This window comes from Limnobacter sp. (genome assembly GCF_046297615.1).
Classification (GTDB): domain Bacteria; phylum Pseudomonadota; class Gammaproteobacteria; order Burkholderiales; family Burkholderiaceae_B; genus Limnobacter.
The window spans coordinates 387839-407191 of record NZ_JBKBHM010000002.1 but is presented as its reverse complement, the minus strand read 5'-3'; the positions used below and the strand labels follow the sequence as shown (position 1 = coordinate 407191).

The 19353-nt window shown below is 57.1% G+C and carries 19 protein-coding genes; 13 read left to right on the top strand and 6 right to left on the bottom strand.

The genetic code is table 11. The features are described 5' to 3' along the window. Positions 1 to 7 precede the first annotated feature (7 nt). Complete coding sequence (rplI, locus tag ACK4FF_RS05945; protein WP_409705863.1) at positions 8 to 460, top strand: 50S ribosomal protein L9; 453 nt, start codon at positions 8 to 10, stop codon at positions 458 to 460. A 96-nt stretch (positions 461 to 556) separates the two neighbouring features. Continuing rightward, on the top strand, positions 557 to 1954 hold the full coding sequence (locus ACK4FF_RS05940) for a replicative DNA helicase (protein WP_409705860.1): 1398 nt from the start codon (positions 557 to 559) through the stop codon (positions 1952 to 1954). Between the two features lie 90 nt (positions 1955 to 2044). On the opposite strand, the gene ACK4FF_RS05935 is transcribed toward ACK4FF_RS05940, so the two are convergent. The 4 genes from ACK4FF_RS05935 to ACK4FF_RS05920 all read right to left on the bottom strand — a co-directional run bounded on the left by ACK4FF_RS05935 (position 2045) and on the right by ACK4FF_RS05920 (position 5085). Beyond that, the gene (locus tag ACK4FF_RS05935; RefSeq protein WP_409705857.1) at positions 2045 to 3712 is read right to left on the bottom strand and encodes a PhoH family protein; all 1668 of its coding nucleotides are present in this window, start codon (positions 3710 to 3712) and stop codon (positions 2045 to 2047) included. A 65-nt stretch (positions 3713 to 3777) separates the two neighbouring features. After that, positions 3778 to 4245, bottom strand: a complete 468-nt coding sequence (locus ACK4FF_RS05930; RefSeq protein WP_409705854.1) for a peroxiredoxin — start codon at positions 4243 to 4245, stop codon at positions 3778 to 3780. A gap of 71 nt (positions 4246 to 4316) precedes the next feature. Further along, positions 4317 to 4688, bottom strand: a complete 372-nt coding sequence (locus tag ACK4FF_RS05925; RefSeq protein ID WP_409705851.1) for an SMR family transporter — start codon at positions 4686 to 4688, stop codon at positions 4317 to 4319. Positions 4689 to 4707: 19 nt separating this feature from the next. Then, positions 4708 to 5085 carry an Mth938-like domain-containing protein gene (locus ACK4FF_RS05920; RefSeq protein WP_409705848.1) on the bottom strand — a complete coding sequence of 126 codons (378 nt, stop codon included), beginning with the start codon at positions 5083 to 5085 and terminating at the stop codon, positions 4708 to 4710. Positions 5086 to 5207: 122 nt separating this feature from the next. Here ACK4FF_RS05920 and ACK4FF_RS05915 point away from each other — a divergent pair, with 122 nt between their 5' ends. The 7 genes from ACK4FF_RS05915 to ACK4FF_RS05885 all read left to right on the top strand — a co-directional run bounded on the left by ACK4FF_RS05915 (position 5208) and on the right by ACK4FF_RS05885 (position 11659). After that, positions 5208 to 6434: a pyridoxal phosphate-dependent aminotransferase gene (locus ACK4FF_RS05915; RefSeq protein ID WP_409705846.1), complete on the top strand. Its 1227-nt coding sequence runs from the start codon at positions 5208 to 5210 to the stop codon at positions 6432 to 6434. A 5-nt stretch (positions 6435 to 6439) separates the two neighbouring features. Beyond that, positions 6440 to 7753: a homoserine dehydrogenase gene (locus tag ACK4FF_RS05910; RefSeq protein ID WP_409705843.1), complete on the top strand. Its 1314-nt coding sequence runs from the start codon at positions 6440 to 6442 to the stop codon at positions 7751 to 7753. 1 nt (position 7754) lies between these two features. Further along, positions 7755 to 9170: a threonine synthase gene (gene thrC / locus ACK4FF_RS05905; RefSeq protein WP_409705840.1), complete on the top strand. Its 1416-nt coding sequence runs from the start codon at positions 7755 to 7757 to the stop codon at positions 9168 to 9170. A gap of 141 nt (positions 9171 to 9311) precedes the next feature. After that, positions 9312 to 10541 carry a gephyrin-like molybdotransferase Glp gene (glp, locus tag ACK4FF_RS05900; protein ID WP_409705837.1) on the top strand — a complete coding sequence of 410 codons (1230 nt, stop codon included), beginning with the start codon at positions 9312 to 9314 and terminating at the stop codon, positions 10539 to 10541. Beyond that, a complete protein-coding gene (moaD, locus tag ACK4FF_RS05895; protein ID WP_409705834.1) occupies positions 10532 to 10789 on the top strand; it encodes a molybdopterin converting factor subunit 1 in 258 nt (85 codons plus the stop codon). The genes glp and moaD overlap by 10 nt, the downstream gene beginning before the upstream one ends. Before the next feature lie 28 nt (positions 10790 to 10817). Further along, the gene (gene moaE / locus ACK4FF_RS05890) at positions 10818 to 11270 is read left to right on the top strand and encodes a molybdopterin synthase catalytic subunit MoaE (RefSeq protein WP_409705831.1); all 453 of its coding nucleotides are present in this window, start codon (positions 10818 to 10820) and stop codon (positions 11268 to 11270) included. Further along, positions 11267 to 11659: a fluoride efflux transporter FluC gene (locus ACK4FF_RS05885; protein ID WP_409705828.1), complete on the top strand. Its 393-nt coding sequence runs from the start codon at positions 11267 to 11269 to the stop codon at positions 11657 to 11659. Before moaE ends, ACK4FF_RS05885 begins: the two co-directional genes overlap by 4 nt. Here the strand turns inward: ACK4FF_RS05885 and ACK4FF_RS05880 are convergent. Beyond that, the gene (locus tag ACK4FF_RS05880; protein ID WP_409705825.1) at positions 11632 to 12099 is read right to left on the bottom strand and encodes a rhodanese-like domain-containing protein; all 468 of its coding nucleotides are present in this window, start codon (positions 12097 to 12099) and stop codon (positions 11632 to 11634) included. The genes ACK4FF_RS05885 and ACK4FF_RS05880 overlap by 28 nt on opposite strands. Before the next feature lie 336 nt (positions 12100 to 12435). Between ACK4FF_RS05880 and glnA the strand changes: the two genes are divergently transcribed. The 4 genes from glnA (at position 12436) to ntrC (ending at position 17269) form a co-directional block, all read left to right on the top strand. Then, on the top strand, positions 12436 to 13848 hold the full coding sequence (glnA, locus tag ACK4FF_RS05875) for a type I glutamate--ammonia ligase (protein ID WP_409705822.1): 1413 nt from the start codon (positions 12436 to 12438) through the stop codon (positions 13846 to 13848). Positions 13849 to 14028: 180 nt separating this feature from the next. Further along, positions 14029 to 14544 (top strand): DUF4124 domain-containing protein, encoded by a 516-nt coding sequence (locus ACK4FF_RS05870; RefSeq protein WP_409705819.1) that lies wholly within the window; start codon positions 14029 to 14031, stop codon positions 14542 to 14544. 35 nt (positions 14545 to 14579) lie between these two features. Next, entirely contained in the window at positions 14580 to 15671 is a 1092-nt protein-coding gene (glnL, locus tag ACK4FF_RS05865; RefSeq protein ID WP_409705816.1) for a nitrogen regulation protein NR(II), read from the top strand. 35 nt (positions 15672 to 15706) lie between these two features. Next, positions 15707 to 17269, top strand: coding sequence for a nitrogen regulation protein NR(I) (gene ntrC, locus ACK4FF_RS05860; protein ID WP_409705813.1), 1563 nt, complete (start codon positions 15707 to 15709; stop codon positions 17267 to 17269). Here the strand turns inward: ntrC and ACK4FF_RS05855 are convergent. After that, a complete protein-coding gene (locus ACK4FF_RS05855; RefSeq protein ID WP_409705810.1) occupies positions 17266 to 19350 on the bottom strand; it encodes a methyl-accepting chemotaxis protein in 2085 nt (694 codons plus the stop codon). The two genes, ntrC and ACK4FF_RS05855, sit on opposite strands and share 4 nt — an antisense overlap. Between the last annotated feature and the right edge of the window lie 3 nt (positions 19351 to 19353).

Sequence of the window (19353 nt, the reverse complement as noted above, 5' to 3'; positions counted from 1 at the left end):
GAACATCATGCAAGTTATCCTTCTGGAAAAGATGCCCAAGCTGGGTCAACTGGGTGACGTGGTTCGCGTCAAAGACGGTTACGCCCGCAACTTCCTGATTCCTTTCGGCAAAGCCAAGCGCGCCACTGAAAAGGCAATCGCTGAGTTCAACGAGCGCCGTGCAGAACTGGAAAAAGTAGCCGCTGAAAAACTGGCTGCTGCCCAAGCTCTGGGTGCCAAGCTGGCCGACCACACTGTGCAGTTGAGCGAAAAAGCCGCTGTGGATGGTCGCCTGTTCGGTTCTGTAACCAACCACAACATTGCAACCGCACTGCAAGCCAGCGGCCTGGACGTGTCCAAAGCCCAGGTTCGCATGCCCAACGGCGCTCTGAAGATCGCCGGTGAGCACGTGGTGACTGTTGCCCTGCACCCTGACGTGGTTGTTGACGTCAAAGTGCTGGTGGTTGGCGAAGCCGCCTGATTGCACGGTTGTCTGGGTCGGTTATACTCAACCGACCCGTCAAAGAAAGGTCACCTCCGGGTGGCCTTTTTTATTTGTTTTCCCTGATCCCATCCCATGAACGCATTTGCATCTGAATCGAACCGGCCTGCCTCTGAACTGGCCAATCTGCGCGTGCCGCCACATTCTCTTGAGGCTGAGCAGTCCGTGGTGGGCGGCTTGTTGCTCGACAACCAGGCTTGGGACAGGATCGGTGACGTCATCCGTTCCGAAGACTTCTATCGGTACGATCATCGGGTTATTTTCGAACACATCGCCAAGCTCATCGATTCCAGCCGTCCCGCTGACGTCATCACTGTGTACGAGGCTTTGCAGTCTTCGGGCAAGGCCGAAGAGGTGGGTGGGCTTGCCTATCTGAACACGCTGGCCACCAATACGCCCTCTGCGGCCAACATCCGTCGATACGCGGAAATTGTGCGAGAACGCGCGGTGCTGCGCCGCTTGATCACCATTGCCGACGACATCACCACCACCTGCTTGAACCCGCAGGGCAAAGAAACCAAGGCCATTCTGGACGAAGCGGAAAGCCGAATTTTCAAGATTGCGGAAGATGGTGCCAGGGGGGCAGGGGGCTTTCAGGATTTGCAGCCAGTGTTGAGCAAGGTAGTCGAGCGCATTGACGAGTTGTACCACCGGGACCACAGCAGCGACATCACCGGCATTCCCTCCGGTTTTCTGGACTTGGATGGCAAAACCTCTGGGCTTCAGCCAGGCGACTTGATCATCGTTGCAGGCCGCCCGTCGATGGGTAAAACCGCGTTTAGTTTGAACATTGGCGAACATGTGGCCGTGGAAGAGGGGCTGCCTGTTGCGGTGTTTTCCATGGAAATGGGCGCCAACCAACTGGCCATGCGTTTGCTGGGCTCGGTCGGGCGGCTGGATCAGCACCGTTTGCGCACTGGCCGTCTGAACGATGAAGATTGGCCGCGCCTGACCTACGCCGTCAGCAAGATGCAAAGTGCGCAGCTGTTCATTGACGAAACGCCCGCCCTGTCGTCGATGGAAGTGCGCGCGCGTTGCCGCCGCCTGGCGCGTCAATGTGGCCAGTTGGGTTTGGTGATTATCGATTACCTGCAACTGATGGGTTCGTCTTCGCCCGGTGAGAACCGCGCCACTGAAATTTCCGAAATATCACGCTCACTCAAAGGCTTGGCCAAAGAGTTGAATTGCCCGGTGATTGCGCTGTCCCAGTTGAACCGAAGCCTTGAACAGCGGCCGAACAAACGTCCGGTGATGAGTGATTTGCGGGAATCAGGCGCGATTGAGCAGGATGCTGACGTGATTCTGTTCATTTACCGCGATGAGGTGTACAACCCGGATTCGCCAGACAAAGGCACCGCAGAAATCATCATCGGCAAGCAGCGTAACGGCCCCATCGGCACCGTGCGAGTCACTTTCCTGGGCCAATACACCAAGTTCGACAATTACGCCGGGCCGCAGCCCGAGGGCGAGTAGGCACTGCGCGTCAAGACGGCTTTCTAAAACGAAACGGGGGCAGGTGTTTGGCACCTGCCCCCGTTTTTTTTTGCGTCAATTCACTGGGTCTTACAGGTTGTCCGACGCGAAGTCGGCCAAGCGTGAACGCTCGCCACGTTGCAAGGTGATGTGCCCGGCGTGTGGCCAACCTTTGAAGCGGTCCACCACGTACGTCAAGCCTGACGAGCCTTCCGTCAGGTAAGGCGTATCAATCTGCGCCAAGTTCCCCAAGCAAATCACCTTCGTTCCGGGGCCAGCCCGGGTGATCAAGGTTTTCATTTGTTTGGGCGACAGGTTCTGCGCTTCATCAATAATCAGGAACTTGTTGATGAAAGTGCGGCCCCGCATGAAGTTCATGGACTTGACCTTGATTTTGGTGCGAATCAAGTCGGTGGTGGCTGAGCGCCCCCAGTCGCCAGCACTGGGGTCGGGCTTGTTGAGCACTTCAAGGTTGTCCTCGAAAGCGCCCATCCACGGGGCCATTTTCTCTTCTTCCGTGCCGGGCAGGAAACCGATGTCCTCACCCACAGGCACGGTGGCGCGGGTGACGATGATTTCAGAATACTGTTTGCTTTCAAGCACCTGGGAAAGGCCTGCAGCCAAGGCCAGCAGGGTTTTGCCGGTGCCAGCCTGGCCCAGCAGGGTCACGAAATCACATTCTGGGTTCATCAACAGGTTTAGGGCGAAATTCTGCTCGCGGTTGCGTGCGGTGATGCCCCAAATGCTGTTCTTGTTGTGGCTGAAGTCCCGCAGGGTTTTCAGCACGGCCGTGCGGCCACTGATCTCGATGACTTGTGCAATCAAGGGTAGCCCAGTGTCGCAATGCACGAACTGGTTCACCATCATGTCTTTGACTGCCGGGCCACTGATGCGGTAGTAGGTTGATCCACCTTGCTGCCAGCTCTCGATGCCTTTGCTGTTCTTCTCCCAGAAATCAGCAGGCAGTTCCAGGTGGCCCGAATACAGGAGGTCCCTGTCTTCAAGCACTTGGTCGTTGAAATAGTCCTCGGCCAACAAGCCCAAGGCACGTGCCTTGATGCGCATGTTGATGTCTTTGGACACCAAGGCCACTTCTTTGCCGGGGTGTTGTTTGGCCAGGGCATACACCACACCCAAGATTTGGTTGTCGGCCTTGCCCACGGGCAGGGTTTTGGGCAGTTCAGCCGACAGCTCGGTGGTTTGCACCAGAAGGCGGCCCAAGGCATCGGCATTGCCCAACCGGTTCAGCGGAACGCCTTTCTCGATGGCGTCCACATTTTCCATGAGGGCGTCCAGCGAGCGGCTGACTTGCCGTGCGTGGCGAGCCACTTCCGACATGCCCTTCTTGTGGTTGTCCAATTCTTCCAGTGTGATCAGCGGCAGGAACACATCGTGTTCTTCAAAGCGGAACAGGGAAGTTGGGTCGTGCATCAGCACGTTGGTGTCCAGCACGTAAATCTTGGGGCCACTTTGGCTGACTTGCCTGCGCGAACGGTTGACCTTATCAGCCGCCGACTGTTTGGCCGATGCTGCTTTGGTTCCGGCGTTTTTTCCCGTGGGCGTTGGCACTTGCGTGTCGCGGGCCACAACAGGATTGCTGGAAGCCAAGGTCAATGGAGGCTTGCTGGGGGCGCCCGCAGTGGGCTCGGTCAGTATGGCTGCAGTTTTTTTGCTGGCCCGCTTGGCTTTGGGGGCAGGAATCGCGGGGATGTTGGTCAGTGTCGAGGCGAGTTTGGTCGGTTCTTTGGGCAGCGGCATGTGAACGATCAATGGAAGGAAGTCCTAAGTATGCGCAGGGTCGTCACGCCTGCGCCCATGCGTTATTAGTCCTTCATTGAGCGCACAAAGTCAAGCACTGCCTGTGCGTGACCGGGCACCTTAACCCCGCGCCATTCCTGGGTAAGCTCACCTTTCCTGTTGATTACAAAGGTACTTCTTTCAATTCCGCGAACCTGTTTGCCGTACATGTTTTTCATTTTGATCACCCCGAACAGGGTACAGACGGCTTCATCGGCGTCGCTGATGAGTTCAAACGGGAATTCCATTTTGGTTTTGAAGTTCTCGTGGCTTTTCAATGAGTCACGCGAAACACCCAGGATGACGGTGTCCAAGGCTTCAAATTCGCCATGCAAATCACGGAAGTTTTCGCCCTCGGTCGTGCAGCCTGGGGTGTTGTCCTTGGGGTAAAAATAAATGACCACTCGTTTGCCCTTCAGGCCTGACAGGCTGATGCTTCCGCCTGTGGCTTGGGCGGTGAAATCGGGAATGGCGTGGTTCAGTTCAAGGCTCATGACTTCGTTCCTTTGTTGTTGTGGACACCAAAAACGGGAGGCCAGTATAGCCCCGCTTTGTGAACCGTGCTTTAAGAGCGCGCCAGAAGGGCAACGCCAAGGAGTATGACGCCGATGGCTACCCAACGCTGAAGGCTGACAGGCTCGTTCAGGAAAGCCTGTGCCGCGGCTGCATTGATGACATAACCAAAGGCCAGCATGGGGTAGGCCAAGGTGACATCCACACGCGACAGGGCCATCAGCCAGATCAGCAAGGAAAAGCCGTAGCAGAACAGGCCCAGGATCATGGGCCACTGGAGAAACAGGGCGGACATGGCTGACAGGCTGAGTGCGCTGGACGCTTCAATGACGCCGACCTTGTTGGTGGCCATTTTCAACAAGAATTGGGCCAGTGCATTGAGCACCACACCCGACATGATCAAGCCAAATGCGTACAGGGTCATGACGTTGCCTTGCAGGGGTTCACAGAATGAGGGCTGCAATCACTTGTCGCCCCTCTGCCATCAGAATGTTGTAGGTGCGTGCGGCCGCCTGGCTGTCCATGTACTCAACCGGGCAACGAAGGTCCAGAAAAAACCGGCGTATGTCCATGCCCGGAAAAACCTGTTTGGCCCCGGTGCCCACCAGCAGGACTTCCGTGCCTTCCGGGCATTGGCCATGAACCCAGCGGGCCGAGTCCAGCGTGAATGCCTTGTCAAGGCCGTCTGGCCACGCCTGAGGGGGCAGTTGGCTGCCAAAAATCAGGCTGTGTTCAAAGCGTTGTCCATTGACCACGAGGCCATTGGAGTCGTAGGCCTGAACGACCCACCCTTGACCGACGGTTTCCGGTTGAAATTTCATGCGAAAGTTGCTCCCAACTGCGGGCCCAGTGTTGTCGACATGGGCCTGAAAGGGTTAAATTATAAGACTTTGCGCGCTGATCGGCGCGCAAGACCAGTCAACCACCACTCCAGAACGAATTTATGAAACCCATCCTCAAATCAGCCAAGCTGGCCAACGTGTGCTATGACATTCGCGGACCGGTGATGCAGCGAGCGCGCCAACTGGAAGAGGACGGGCACCGCATTCTGAAACTGAACATCGGTAACCTGGCGCCATTCGGCTTCGAAGCGCCCGATGAAGTGCGTCAGGACGTGATCCTGAACCTCGGCGCAGCCAGTGGCTACAGTGACAGCAAGGGCCTGTTTGCAGCCCGCAAAGCCATCATGCACTACTGCCAGCAAAAGAACATCAAGGGTGTCACGCTGGACGACATTATTGTAGGCAACGGCGTGTCTGAACTGATTGTGATGAGCATGCAGGGCCTGTTGAACAATGGCGATGAAGTGTTGTTGCCTGCGCCTGATTACCCGCTGTGGACTGCGGCGGTCAGTTTGGCGGGCGGTACGCCGCGCCATTACCTGTGCGACGAGCAATCGGACTGGGCACCCGATTTGAACCATCTGCGGTCCCTGATTACCGAAAAAACCAAAGCCTTGGTGATCATCAACCCGAATAACCCCACCGGTGCGTTGTATCCGGATGCGGTGTTGCAGGAAATGGTGCAGATTGCGCGTGAGCACCAGCTCATCATCTTCGCAGATGAAATTTACGACAAGATGCTGTACGACGGTGCCCAGCACACCTCGATCGCCTCGCTGGCGGATGATGTGCTGTTCATCACCATGAATGGCCTGTCCAAGAATTACCGAGCCTGTGGATACCGCGCTGGCTGGATGGTGATTTCCGGTGACAAGCGCCACGCGATGGATTACATCGACGGCCTGAACATCATGGCCTCCATGCGCCTGTGTGCCAACGTGCCGGGGCAGTACGCCATTCAAACCTCGCTGGGCGGCTACCAGAGCGTGAATGACTTGGTGGGCCCCGGTGGCCGCCTGGCCCGCCAGCGCGACTTGGCGCACCAGTTGATCACGTCCATTCCCGGGGTGACCTGCGTCAAGCCCAGGGCGGCGCTTTACCTGTTTCCCCGCCTGGACCCCAAGGTGTACCCGATCCAGAATGACCAAAAATTCATTCTTGAGCTGCTGGAAGCGGAAAAGGTGCTGGTGGTGCAGGGAACGGGCTTCAATTGGATCAATCCGGATCATTTCCGGGTGGTTTTCCTGCCCAACACCGACGACCTGACCGATGCAGTCGGTAGAATTGCACGTTTCCTGGACAGTTACCGCAAAAAGAACGCGGGTTGAGCATCATGACTACACCTTTACGAGTTGCCTTGGTCGGCTTGGGCACTGTGGGCTCGGGCACATTCAATGTTTTGACCATGAACGCCCAAGAGATCACGCGCCGCGTCGGCTTTCCCATTGAAATCAAGGCAATCGCTGACTTGAATGTGGACAAAGCCCGTGAATTGGCAGGCCCCGGCGTCACGGTGTCGGGCGATGCATTCGAAGTCATCAAGCGCGACGACATCGATGTGGTTGTGGAGTTGATTGGTGGCTACACCATTGCCAAAAAAGTGGTGCTGGCGGCCATTGAGTCGGGCAAACACGTGGTGACCGCCAACAAGGCGCTGTTGGCTGTGCACGGCGATGAAATATTTGCCGCTGCTGCCAAAGCCAACGTGATGGTGGCCTTCGAAGCTGCTGTGGCGGGTGGCATTCCGGTCATCAAGGCCATCAAGGAAGGCTTGGCGGCCAACCAGGTGGAATACGTCGCGGGCATCATCAACGGCACCTGTAACTTCATTCTGTCGGAAATGCGGGACAAGGGCTTGCCCTTTGCAGACGTTTTGGCCCAGGCCCAGCAATTGGGTTACGCCGAAGCGGACCCCACTTTCGACATTGAAGGCATCGACGCAGCCCACAAGATCACTTTGCTCTCCAGCCTCGCTTTTGGTGTGCCGGTCAGCTTTGACAAAGCCTACGTGGAAGGTATCACCAAACTGACCAAAGCCGACATTGAGTTTGCGGAACAACTGGGCTACCGCGTGAAATTGCTCGGCATCAGCAAGCGCACTGCCAAGGGCATTGAACTGCGCGTGCACCCCACCATGATTCCCAACCGCAGGCTGATTGCGAACGTGGAAGGCGTGATGAACGCCGTGCTGGTCAAGAGCAATGCTGTGGGCCCAACCCTGTTCTATGGCCCCGGTGCTGGCAGTTTGCCCACAGCCTCGGCTGTGGTGGCTGACCTGATCGAAATTGCACGCCTGAAAGACGCGCCCATCGAAAGCCGCACACCTGTGCTGGCATTCCAGAAGGATGGAATGGCCGACCTGCCGCGCCTGAGTATGGACGAGGTAGAAACGGCGTTTTACCTGCGCTTGAAAGTTGACGACAAGCCCGGCGTGTTGGCCGAGCTGACGCGCATTCTGGCCCAAGGCCACATCTCGATTGAAGCCATGATTCAGCGTCAGGCCAACGACGAAAGCAACACGGCTGAAATTGTATTGCTGACCCACCGTTGCATCGAAGGCGATGTGAACAAAGCCATTGCGGCCATCGAAGCGCTGCCCACGGTGCACGGTTCAGTGGCCCGCATTCGCGTAGAGGACTTGAGCTGACATGAAATACCTCAGCAGCCGCGGGGGCATGCAGCCCCAAGCGTTCTCCGACATTTTGCTGGAAGGCTTGGCACCGGATGGTGGCTTGGCCGTGCCTGAGCACTACCCGCAAATCAGCCTGCCCACGCTGGAAAGCTGGAAGGGGTTGAGCTACGCGGAATTGGCTTTTGAAGTGCTGAAGCACTATGCCACGGACATTCCGCAGGCAGACTTGAAAGCCCTGACAACCAAGACTTACACCAAAGCGGTGTACGGCACAGAGGCGATTACGCCTGTGCGCGAGTTGTTCGACGGAATGACCGTGCTGGAATTGTCCAACGGGCCAACCTTGGCCTTCAAAGACATGGCCATGCAGTTGCTGGGCAACCTGTTTGAGTACCAATTGGCCCGAGTCGGTCAGGAGCTCAATATTTTGGGCGCCACCAGCGGTGACACCGGGTCGGCCGCCGAATACGCCATGCGTGGCAAAAAGGGTGTGCGCGTATTCATGCTCAGCCCCGCAGGCAAAATGAGCGCCTTCCAGCGCGCCCAGATGTACAGCCTGCAAGACCCCAATATTTTCAACATCGCTGTTGAGGGCTTGTTTGACGATTGTCAGGACATGGTCAAGGCGGTGTCTGAGGACTTGCCGTTCAAGAGCCGCCAAAAAATTGGCACGGTCAACTCCATCAACTGGGGCCGAATTTCCGCTCAGGTGGTGTACTACTTCAATGCCTACCTGCGTGTGGCGGCCAAAGTGGGCGACCCTGTGAGTTTTGCGGTGCCGTCTGGCAACTTCGGTAACGTGTTGGCCGGTCACATTGCCCGCATGATGGGTTTGCCCATCCGCAAGCTGGTGGTGGCCACCAATGAAAACAATGTGTTGGATGAGTTCTTCAAGACTGGGGTGTACCGGCCCCGCAAGTCTGCGGAAACCTTCATCACGTCCAGCCCGTCCATGGACATTTCCAAAGCCTCCAATTTCGAGCGTTTTGTGTATGACCTGCTGGGCCGCGACCCCGTTGCCCTCAAAGCCTTGTGGGACCAACTGGCCCGCGACGGGCAGTTCGATTTGTCTTCTGATGCGCGATTCAAAGCCGTTGAGGCCACCTATGGGTTTGTATCGGGCTCGTCCAGCCATGCCGACCGCCTGAACACCATCCGCGAGGTGTTTGAACGCACTGGCACACTGATTGACACTCACACCGCCGACGCGGTGAAAGTGGCCAAGCCGTTTGTGGAAGACGGTGTGCCCATGGTGGTGCTGGAAACCGCGCTGGCTGTGAAGTTTGCAGAAACCATTGAAGAGGCTGTTGGTCTGACTCCCCCTGTGCCCGCAGCCTTCGAAGGAATCGAAAAGCTGCCACAGCGGGTGGTGAACATGCCGATTTCCGTGCCTCAGATCAAGCAGTTCATTCAGGAGCACACCGGGCTGTAAACGCATCCCTGTGTAGTGCCTCGACAAACCCCAATATGCGCTGGTGTATTGGGGTTTGTTGCATTGGAGGGCCAAGCGCACTGCGGTATGCTTCTAGGGCAGTGGGCGCTGTGGCCAACTCACATTTTCAGACGTATTACCATGCTGACATTGGATCAATTGCTGGACGATTTGTGGCCGCGTGCCATGAACGCTGAACGACCCACCGAAACCTTCCCCTTGGCGCTGGCCCAAGGGCGAGTGCTGGCACAGGATGTTGTGTCTTCCATGAATGTGCCTGCCTTCGACAACAGCGCCATGGATGGCTACGCAGTGCGGGTTGCGGAGATACACGAGGGGGCGCCGATGTCAGTGTCTCAACGCATTCCAGCCGGTGCTAACCCCGGGCCATTGGCTGTTGGAACTGTCGCCCGAATTTTCACCGGGGCGCAGGTGCCTGAAGGCGCTGATGCGGTGGTGATGCAAGAACAGGTTCAGGAACTGGACGATGGCCGTGTGGTGTTGGCCAATCAACCCAAGTTTGGGCAATCTATTCGACGCCGGGGGGAGGACATCGCTGAAGGCGCTACTGTGCTGCACGCGGGCACGGTTCTGGGGCCTTTGCAATTGGGTTTGTTGGCCTCGGTCGGCGTGGCCAGTGTGCAGGTGTATCGCCCCTTGAAAGTTGGTGTGATGGTCACCGGCAGCGAGCTGCAGGCGCCCGGCCAGGCCTTGGGGCCTGGGGAAATCTACAATTCCAACGAGTTCGTGTGGGTGGGGTTTCTTTCTGGCATGGCTGTTGAAGTTCATACCATCGGCATTGTTCCTGACGATTTGCAGGCCACCGTGGAGGCTATCCGGAATTTGTCCAATCAGGATGTCATCATCAGCTCTGGTGGCGTTTCTGTGGGTGAGGAAGACCATGTGAAGCCTGCACTGGAACAACTGGGTGCCTTGGAGAGTTGGAAAGTGGCCATGAAACCGGGCAAGCCAGTGGCGTTTGGGCATGTCAAACGGCCCGATGAAAGCCGCTGCTGGTTTTTCGGTCTGCCGGGTAACCCGGTGTCCAGCGCTTTGTCTTTCCTGCTGATTGTCAAACCGTTTCTGGGCTTATTGTCTGGCCGCCGCAGCGCCGATTGTGATTGGCGCCTGGCCCTGCGCCCGGTGCAAGCCGGTTTTGACTGGGCTCGACCAGACCCTCGCAGGGAAGAGTTTCTTCGGGTTCACCACGGGCCTGATGGGGCGGTCTCCCTGTTTCCCAACCAAGGGTCGGGTGTGTTGAGTTCGCTGCATCACAGTTCGGCTTTGGTGCGCTTGGCACCCGGGCAACAGGTGGAAGAAGGGCAAACGGTGATGTGTGTAACTTTGCGGGATTTGATGGCATGGCAGTGACAGTCAAGTTTTTTGCAGGCTTGAAAGAGAAAGCCGGTGTGGACCAGATGCGGTTGGATGCGCAGTTTGAACCGATGACCGTGGCCGGGCTGAGGGCACACCTGTTGAGTACGCAGCCGGGCCTTGCCCGGGCATTTGAGGATGAAAGGCGCTTGAATGTGGCAGTCAACCAGGAATTGGCCCAAGACGACACCGAGATTGACGATGGTGCTGAGGTGGCGTTTTTTCCTCCAGTAACAGGGGGCTGACATGCCTGGGCTGATGCAAAGGCGAACCATGCGCGTTCAGACTGACGATTTCGACTTGGGCGCGGAAGTTGCAGCTTTGCGGGCAGGTTTGGCACAGGTGGGGGCGGTGGCCAGTTTTGTGGGCACGGTTCGGGATGTGAACGAATCGCAGGCTGTGCAGGCCATGACCCTGGAGCACTACCCGGGCATGACCGAGAAAAGCCTTGACCGCATTCTGGATGAGGCGGACCAGCGTTTTGATGTGTTGGCCGCCACGTTGATACACCGGGTCGGGCCTCTGTTGCCCACGGATCAGATTGTGCTGGTGGCTTGCGCCAGCGCCCACCGCGAGCAGGCGTTTTTGGCCTGCCAGTTCATCATGGATTATCTGAAGACGGAAGCGCCGTTCTGGAAGAAGGAAGACACTTCTGAGGGTTCGCGTTGGGTGTCTGCACGCGACAGCGACGATTCCGCGCGTGCGCGCTGGAGGAGCAGCCCATGACAGCATTCAACGCTTTCCTTGTGTTCATAGGTGCAGGTCTTGGGGGCCTGCTGCGTTGGGTCAGTGGGCTTGTACTGGGGCAACCCGCTTGGTTGCCTTTTGCGGCACCCACCCTGTTTGTGAATGCAGTGGGCGGCCTGTTGGCTGGCGTGCTGTTCGGCCTGTTCGGGGCCACTTGGCTGAGGACAGAGGCCACAGGCCTGTTTCTGATGACCGGCGTGTTGGGTGGGTTGACCACATTCTCATCGTTCACTGCTGAGGGCGCGCAATTGATGTTTCAGCGCCCCTGGCTGGCATTGGCCCATGCGGTGTGCCACGTTGGCATTTGCCTTCTGCTGTTCGTCGTGGGCCTGAAAATCGTTCAGTGCTGCTCCCAGGGCAGCCCGTGAAAACGCCAGCCATTGACGCTGCTGCGTTGATGGTTGTCATCCTTGTCGCCCTCGAAGCCTTCCAGCACATTGATGGCGAAATCAAATCCGTGTTTGGCGGCCAATGTGGCTGCGTGGTGCGAGCGTGCGCCGCTTCGGCACAAGAACAGCACCGGTTGATGTGGTTGAACCCGAGCCGCCAATTCTTCAATAAAACGGGTGTTCCGCGTGCCTTCTGGGTAAGTGCTCCATTCCACATGGGCCAGTCGGTCTTCTGAAAAACTCACCGAGCCCACCCAGTCCATTTCCGCCTGGGTTCGAACATCGACCAACACAGCGTCTTGGTTGGTTTGCAGCAAGGCCCAGGCTTCTTGCGGTGTGAGAGCCCCCAGATAGGGCAGGTCAAGGTTCGCGGCGCGTTCGCGCGCTTGATCGAGCAGGGCGGTGGGTTGGCTGACCATGGTGGCGCATCGGATGAGTTAAGTGACTATCGGATTATATGCAAATGCGCCAATAAAGTCTTTTGTTGAAATGCACCAATAGTGTGCGAATGCTTGTGTATGCCCAATTGTGGTGCGGACTTGTTTGATTGCCCCCAATAGGTGGCCTTGATTCCACTGAGGTTTTGGGTTAACCCGTCTTGGCACATGGTTTGCTACATCCTGCAAGTCGCGGCGTGAATTCATTCCGGTACAGGCATCAGCATCACCCGAACGTGCTATCTTTTCGCCTGTTATGGAGAGCTCACTCCCCACAGCGTTTTTGATCACTATCCACCCTAGTACCAGGAGATTTCAATGGCGACCGCCCAAGACGTAATCAAGATGGTTGCGGAACACGAAGTCAAGTTTGTTGATTTCCGCTTCACCGACACCCGTGGTAAAGAACATCACGTGTCAGTGCCCGTCAAACAGTTTGACGAAGGCAAATTCGAAAATGGCCACGCGTTTGACGGTTCCTCGATTGCCGGCTGGAAGGGCATTGAAGCCTCCGACATGCTGCTGATGCCCGATGCTGACTCTGCCCGCATGGACCCGTTCCGCGAAGAGCCCACACTGATTCTGACCTGTGACGTGATTGAGCCTACAGATGGCAAGGGCTACGACCGTGACCCACGTTCCATCGCTCGCCGCGCTGAGTCTTACCTGAAAGCGTCTGGCCTGGGCGACACCGCCTACTTCGGTCCAGAACCCGAATTCTTCATTTTCGACTCCATCACCTGGGGCGACACAATGCAAGGTTCCTTCGTGAAGATCAATTCCGAAGAAGCCTCTTGGTCCACTGGCATCGACTATGAACACGGCAACCTGGGCCACCGCCCAACCGTCAAAGGCGGTTACTTCCCCGTGCCTCCAGTCGATTCTTTCCAGGACATCCGTTCCGAAATGTGTCTGTTGCTGGAACAGCAAGGCGTGCCCGTTGAAGTGCACCACCACGAAGTGGCTGGCGCTGGCCAGAACGAAATTGGTACCGTGTTCTCAACACTGACCAAGCGCGCTGACTGGACTCAAATCCTGAAGTACACCGTGTGGAACGTGGCTGCCTCTTATGGCAAGACCGCCACATTCATGCCCAAGCCCATGTGGGGCGACAACGGTTCTGGCATGCACGTGCACCAGTCCGTGTGGAAAGACGGTCAAAACCTGTTCGCCGGCAACGGCTATGCTGGCCTGTCCGATTTCGCCCTGTACTACATCGGCGGTATCATCAAGCACGCCCGCGCACTGAACGCGATCACCAACCCATCCACCAACTCCTACAAGCGTTTGGTGCCTGGTTACGAAGCGCCTGTGAAGCTGGCTTACTCTGCCAAGAACCGTTCTGCTTCCATCCGTATTCCTTACGTTGCGAACCCCAAAGGCCGCCGTATTGAAGCCCGTTTCCCGGACCCCATGGCCAACCCCTACCTGGCGTTCTCCGCCATGTTGATGGCTGGTCTGGACGGCGTTCAGAACAAGATTCACCCCGGTGAAGCCGCCACGAAGAACCTGTACGACCTGCCTCCCGAGGAAGACGCATTGGTTCCAACCGTGTGCCACAGCCTGGAGCAAGCTCTGGAAGCCCTGGAAAACGATCACGAGTTCCTGACTCGCGGTGGTGTGTTCAGCAAAGACATGATCGAAGCCTACATCGCCCTGAAGATGGACGAAGTTCAGCGCTATCGCATGACTCCTCACCCCATCGAATTCGACATGTACTACGCCCTGTAAATCAGGCGTTGTGCTGATCGAATGATCTGAAGGATGGCCCTCTCATGAGGGCCATTTTTCTTGGCAGGCTTTGGGTGATGAAATTCATCACTCTGGTTGTGTCACCTTCGCTCTGTCGAGGGAGTGGTTGACTCGGTGAGTTCGGTATCATGGTCCAGTGTTTAACGTTTTGTCTGGATCATGGCGACTCTTGTTGGTTTTGCCCGTGTTATAGCCCTTGGGGCTTGCTTGGTTGGCGTTGGGGCAGTGCATGCCCGTGGCACCGAGATGTTTGTGTGCACCGGCGCTGACGGGGTTCGGACCTATCAGAACTCGGACAACGGTGAAGGGTGTGTGCCTTTGAACCTGAACCCGATCACGGTGGTGCCCACGCCAAAGCCAGCCATGAACAAGGGTGGGGCGGACATTGGGGTGCCCAGAAGCGCCCGGCGCAGCGCAGCGAACGATGGCCGCACCTCGGCCGATTTCAATGCGCGCGATGACCGCATGAAGATTCTGCAGGAAGAGTTGAGGCTGGAAGAAAGTAAACTCAAGTCGCTGCAAGACGAATACAAAAGTGGCCAACCCGACCGGTTGGGCAATGAACGAAATTACCAGAAGTACCTGGACCGCACGTCCAGGCTGGAAAAGGACATCAAGCTGACCAGTGAGAATATCCAGATTCTCAAGTCGGAGTTGATCCGTTTGTCTGAATAAACCAGTGCCCGCGTGGCGGTGTTCTCACCGGTGCCATGAGAGGCACGCAGGGTGGGGAAGCCGTGAACAAGGAACGATTTTCTGGTCTCGAATTGTTGGCCACCGCAGTGGTGGTGACCAACGACCTCGGCGTGGTTCTTTACGCCAATACCGCCGCTGAAACACTGCTTGAAGTCTCCCGTCGTACGCTGGACGGCCAGGCCATGCCAGGCCTGTTCACCGACCCGCTCGCGTTTCAGGCCTTTGTGGACCGCTTTATGGTGGACCCGTTTGGTGTAAAGCGGCAGGTGTTTGAATTGCTGCGGCTGACAGGCGGCACTGAGCATGTGCACGTTACCTTGTCCCGGCCGGATGTGGCCAGCCCGGTGACGCTGATGGAGCTTCGTGAAATTGAGCAGCAGCTCAAGGTTGACCGCGAAGCGCGCATGCTTGACCAGTCGATTGCCAACAAGGAACTGATTCGCAACCTCGCCCATGAAATCAAAAACCCGCTGGGTGGGATTCGTGGGGCTGCGCAGTTGCTGGAAATTGAGCTGAAATCTGCGGACCTGAAGGAGTACACCCAGGTCATCATCAAAGAATCGGACCGGCTCCAAACCCTGGTCGACAGGCTGTTGGCCCCGCACCGCAAGCCCCACATTGCGGTGGTCATGAACATTCATGAAGTCTGTGAGCGGGTGCGTTCGGTGATTTTGGCCGAGCACCCCAGGGGCCTGCGTATTGTTCGGGACTACGACACCTCCATCCCTGAGTTTCTCGGTGACTTCGAGCAGCTCATTCAAACTGTGCTCAACATTGTGCGCAATGCAGCCCAAGCACTGGCCCCCAAAATTGCACAAGCCAGTGCGGAAATTCGTTTGTGCACCAGAGTGGTGCGCCGTGTTACCCTAAACCGGAAACAACACAGGCTGGCACTGGAATTGCAAGTGATCGACAACGGTCCGGGCATACCACCGGACATCGTTGACCGTATTTTTTACCCACTCGTGTCGGGTCGGGAAGGGGGAAGCGGTTTGGGTCTGACACTGGCTCAAACATTCGTGCAACAACACGAAGGCACCATTGAGTGCGCTTCCCAGCCCGGCAAGACCGTATTCAAAGTGATTTTGCCTCTGCAGTTCGAGTAATCCTCTGGCTGTAGGGGTGTGAGGATTCAGATTTCATGCGACCAATTTGGGTTGTCGATGACGATCATTCGATTCGTTGGGTGTTGCAAAAGGCGATTTCCCGCGAGGGCATTGCCTGCGAGATTTTCGCATCAGCGGCCGATGTCCTGGAACGGCTGGAAACAGAAACTCCTCAGGTGCTGGTGTCAGACATCCGCATGCCTGGCCAAAGTGGCCTGACCCTGCTGTCCAAGGTCCGCGAGTCGCACCCTGATTTGCCCGTCATCATCATGACGGCCTATTCAGACCTGGACAGTGCGGTGGCTGCATTCCAAGGCGGGGCCTTTGAGTACTTGCCCAAACCCTTCGACATTGAGAAGGCCGTAGAGCTCATTCTGCGCGCTGTTCGCGAGTCGCAATCGGAAACGGTCAGTGAAGAGGCTTTGGGCACTGCCCCTGAAATTCTGGGACAGGCGCCTGCCATGCAGGAGGTGTTTCGTGCAATTGGCCGCTTGTCTCAAAGCAATGTGACCGTACTGATTACGGGCGAATCGGGCTCCGGCAAGGAGTTGGTGGCCCGTGCGTTGCACCGCCACAGCCCACGCTCAACACAACCGTTCATTGCCTTGAACACAGCGGCAATCCCCAAGGATTTGCTGGAGTCTGAGTTGTTTGGTCACGAACGCGGATCGTTCACGGGCGCTGCGGCCCAGCGCCGCGGTCGTTTCGAGCAGGCAGAGGGGGGGACGCTGTTCCTCGATGAAATTGGCGACATGCCCGCTGAGTTGCAGACCCGTTTGTTGAGGGTGCTGTCGGATGGGCATTTTTACCGGGTGGGTGGGCAACAACCCATCAGAGCCAATGTGCGGGTGATTGCGGCCACCCACCAGGATTTGGATGAGCGGGTTAAACAGGGTTTGTTCCGCGAGGATTTGTATCACCGTTTGAACGTGATCCGTTTGCGTTTGCCGCCGCTGCGTGAACGCCCGGAGGATGTGCCTTTGTTGGCCCGGCATTTCCTCAGTGTGTCCGCCAAGGAATTGGGCACGGAGACTAAGCGTTTGTCCGACGGGGCGCTCCAGGTGCTTTCCGGGTTTCAGTTTCCGGGCAACGTCCGGCAGTTGGAGAATATTTGCCGGTGGATCACCGTGATGGCACCAGCCCAGTTGGTGGAGGGGCGCGATTTACCTCCAGAGGTACGCCAGTCCGCCATCGGAGGGGTATTGCCCATGGAGGAACCGAGCGCGCCGACCACCGTGCCGGTGTTTGTGCAGGCGCCAGCGTTCGAGCGGCGCGACGACTTCAGCGCGCCTGAGCAAGAGGCTCAGGCTGGCGGCTATGGCATGCTGGCGGCCCCACCGAGTGCGTTGCCCTCAACACCGGTGGCCTTGCCTGCATGGCCCGAGTTGTTGTTTGCGCAAGCCGAGCAGGCCTTGCTGGATGGCCTGCCCAATGTGATGGATACGCTGACTGCCCAGTTTGAAACTACCGTGATTCAGGCTGCCTTGAAGGTGACCCATGGCAAACGGATTGAAGCAGCGCAACGCCTGGGCATTGGCCGCAACACCATCACGCGCAAGATTCAAGACTTGAACATTGACGTGAGCGACCTGGATTAAGCCTCGGTTTGTTGGCGTGGGCCATTGACTTGAAAACGCTGCAAGATGCCGTTCAAGTCGGTGGCCACGCTTTGCAAGCCCTCGACCGCTTCTCGTGCTTTCTGGGCCATATGCAGGTTGTTGTCGGACAGGTGGGCCACAATGTCCACCTGTTTGCCAATATTGCCCGAGGCCTGGTTTTGTTCAATCAGCGCAGCGTGAATGTCTTCCACGGCCATCGCAACAGCGGAAGAGTCTTGGGTGATCTGAGTCATGGCGTTGCCCGCTTTGTCGACGAGATCAACCCCTTTCTGCACGCTGTTCACAGCCAGTTCCATGTTGTTGACCGCTACCTCAGAGCTGTTCTGAATGGCTTGGATCATGCCGTGAATGTCGTCCGTGGATTTGCGGGTGCGCTCGGCCAGTTTGCGAACCTCATCGGCCACCACTGAAAAGCCTCGGCCTTGTTCACCGGCTCGGGCGGCCTCAATGGCTGCATTCAAGGCCAGCAGGTTGGTTTGCTCTGCAATGCCTTTGATGATCTGCGCAATCGCAGAAATTTCTCGGGATTGTTCGCCCAACTGGGCAATCACCTGGGCCGTGTTTTGTACATGGTCCGAAATGTGGTGCATTTGCTGGGTCGCGCTGTGAATGGCACCCAAACCGTCATCGGCCAGGTGCCGTGCTTTTTGGCTGACTGCTTTGGCGTCAGTGGCTGAATCACCAACCCGTGCAATCGACGAACTCATTTCTTCCACCGCAGCGGCCATGCCGGAGGCTGCGTCGCTTTCACGCGCAGCACCCTGGCTCAGCTCGTGGCTGGTTTGCACCAAGTTTCCCGAGGCACTCTGCACCCGCTCTGTGTTGGTTTTGACGGCACTCAAGGCCTGTTCCATGCTGTCGGCCATGCGGTTCATGCCACGGGCCAGCAAAGTCAGCTCGTTGCGCGTAGGCAGCGTGCCGTTGGTGAGTTCGTCCGGTGCACGGGCTGTCATGTCGCCATTGCCCAGCCGAAGGGCGAGGCTGGTCAGTGTTTTGGTGGGGCTGGTGATTCGACGGCTGATCCACAGCAAAGCAAGGCTGGTGGCCAGACATGCGATGAGCCCAACAAGGATCAGCGCCATGCTCAACTTGAAGATATGACCAAACACCTCTGACTTGAGCGCAGGCGCGACCACCACTGCACCAGGCCACACTTTGCTTTTGTTGAAAGCCGCCACTTCATTGACTGGGTCAGTGGACACTGGGCTTTGCCAGTTGAGCGATACAAGGCCCGACGGTGATGCGCTCACAGTGCTCATCAGGGCCTGCAGGTCGGGGTTTTTGGCCACCAGTTCTTTAAACTCAGCAGCCTTCAATGACTTGTGAATCAGCACTTCGCCAGCCCGGCTGCCTTCGGTCAACACGACGTAGGGCACACCACTGGCGCCTACGCGTGTGGCCAGCACGGTGTCCTGAAGTTGTTGGAAGAGGTTGCTCATGTCAAAACCCACAAACAGGATCAGGTCGTGTTTGTTGTCACTGCTGCGTATGGGCAGGTATTTGGTCATGTAGCGCTTGCCAAACAACACAGCGTCGCCGATGTAGGTGCGGCCCTCACTGACTGCTGCGAAGCCCGGGTGTTTGCGGTCCAATGCGGTGCCTACAGCCCTGCTGCCATCGTCTTTTTTCAGGCTTGTGGAGGCGCGGATGTAGTCGTCACCAACCTTGATGAACACTGTGGCAACACCGCCAGTGCTGGCCGTGAAGGCATCAACCAAACTGTATTGGCCGGTGATGGGTTGATTGTTCAACAGAATTTGAGGCAGGTTTTTATCACCCAATGTTACGGTTTGGGCTTCATCCACCACCAAGTTGCCGCGAAATCTTGATTCGAACACATCAGCCAATTTGGTGGCCGATTCTGAGGACAGGGCGTAGGCAATGTCGATGGAGCGGCGAAGGCTTTCGGCTTGGGTTGCAATGGTGTGTTCGGCAGCCCGCATGGCTTCCCGGCTACCCAGCCAGGCCACGGTGCCCACAAGAATCAGGATGATTGCTGCGGTGAGCGATGCACCGGCTAAGCTAACCTGTTTGGACAAGGGCATGGACTTGAGGGGCATGGC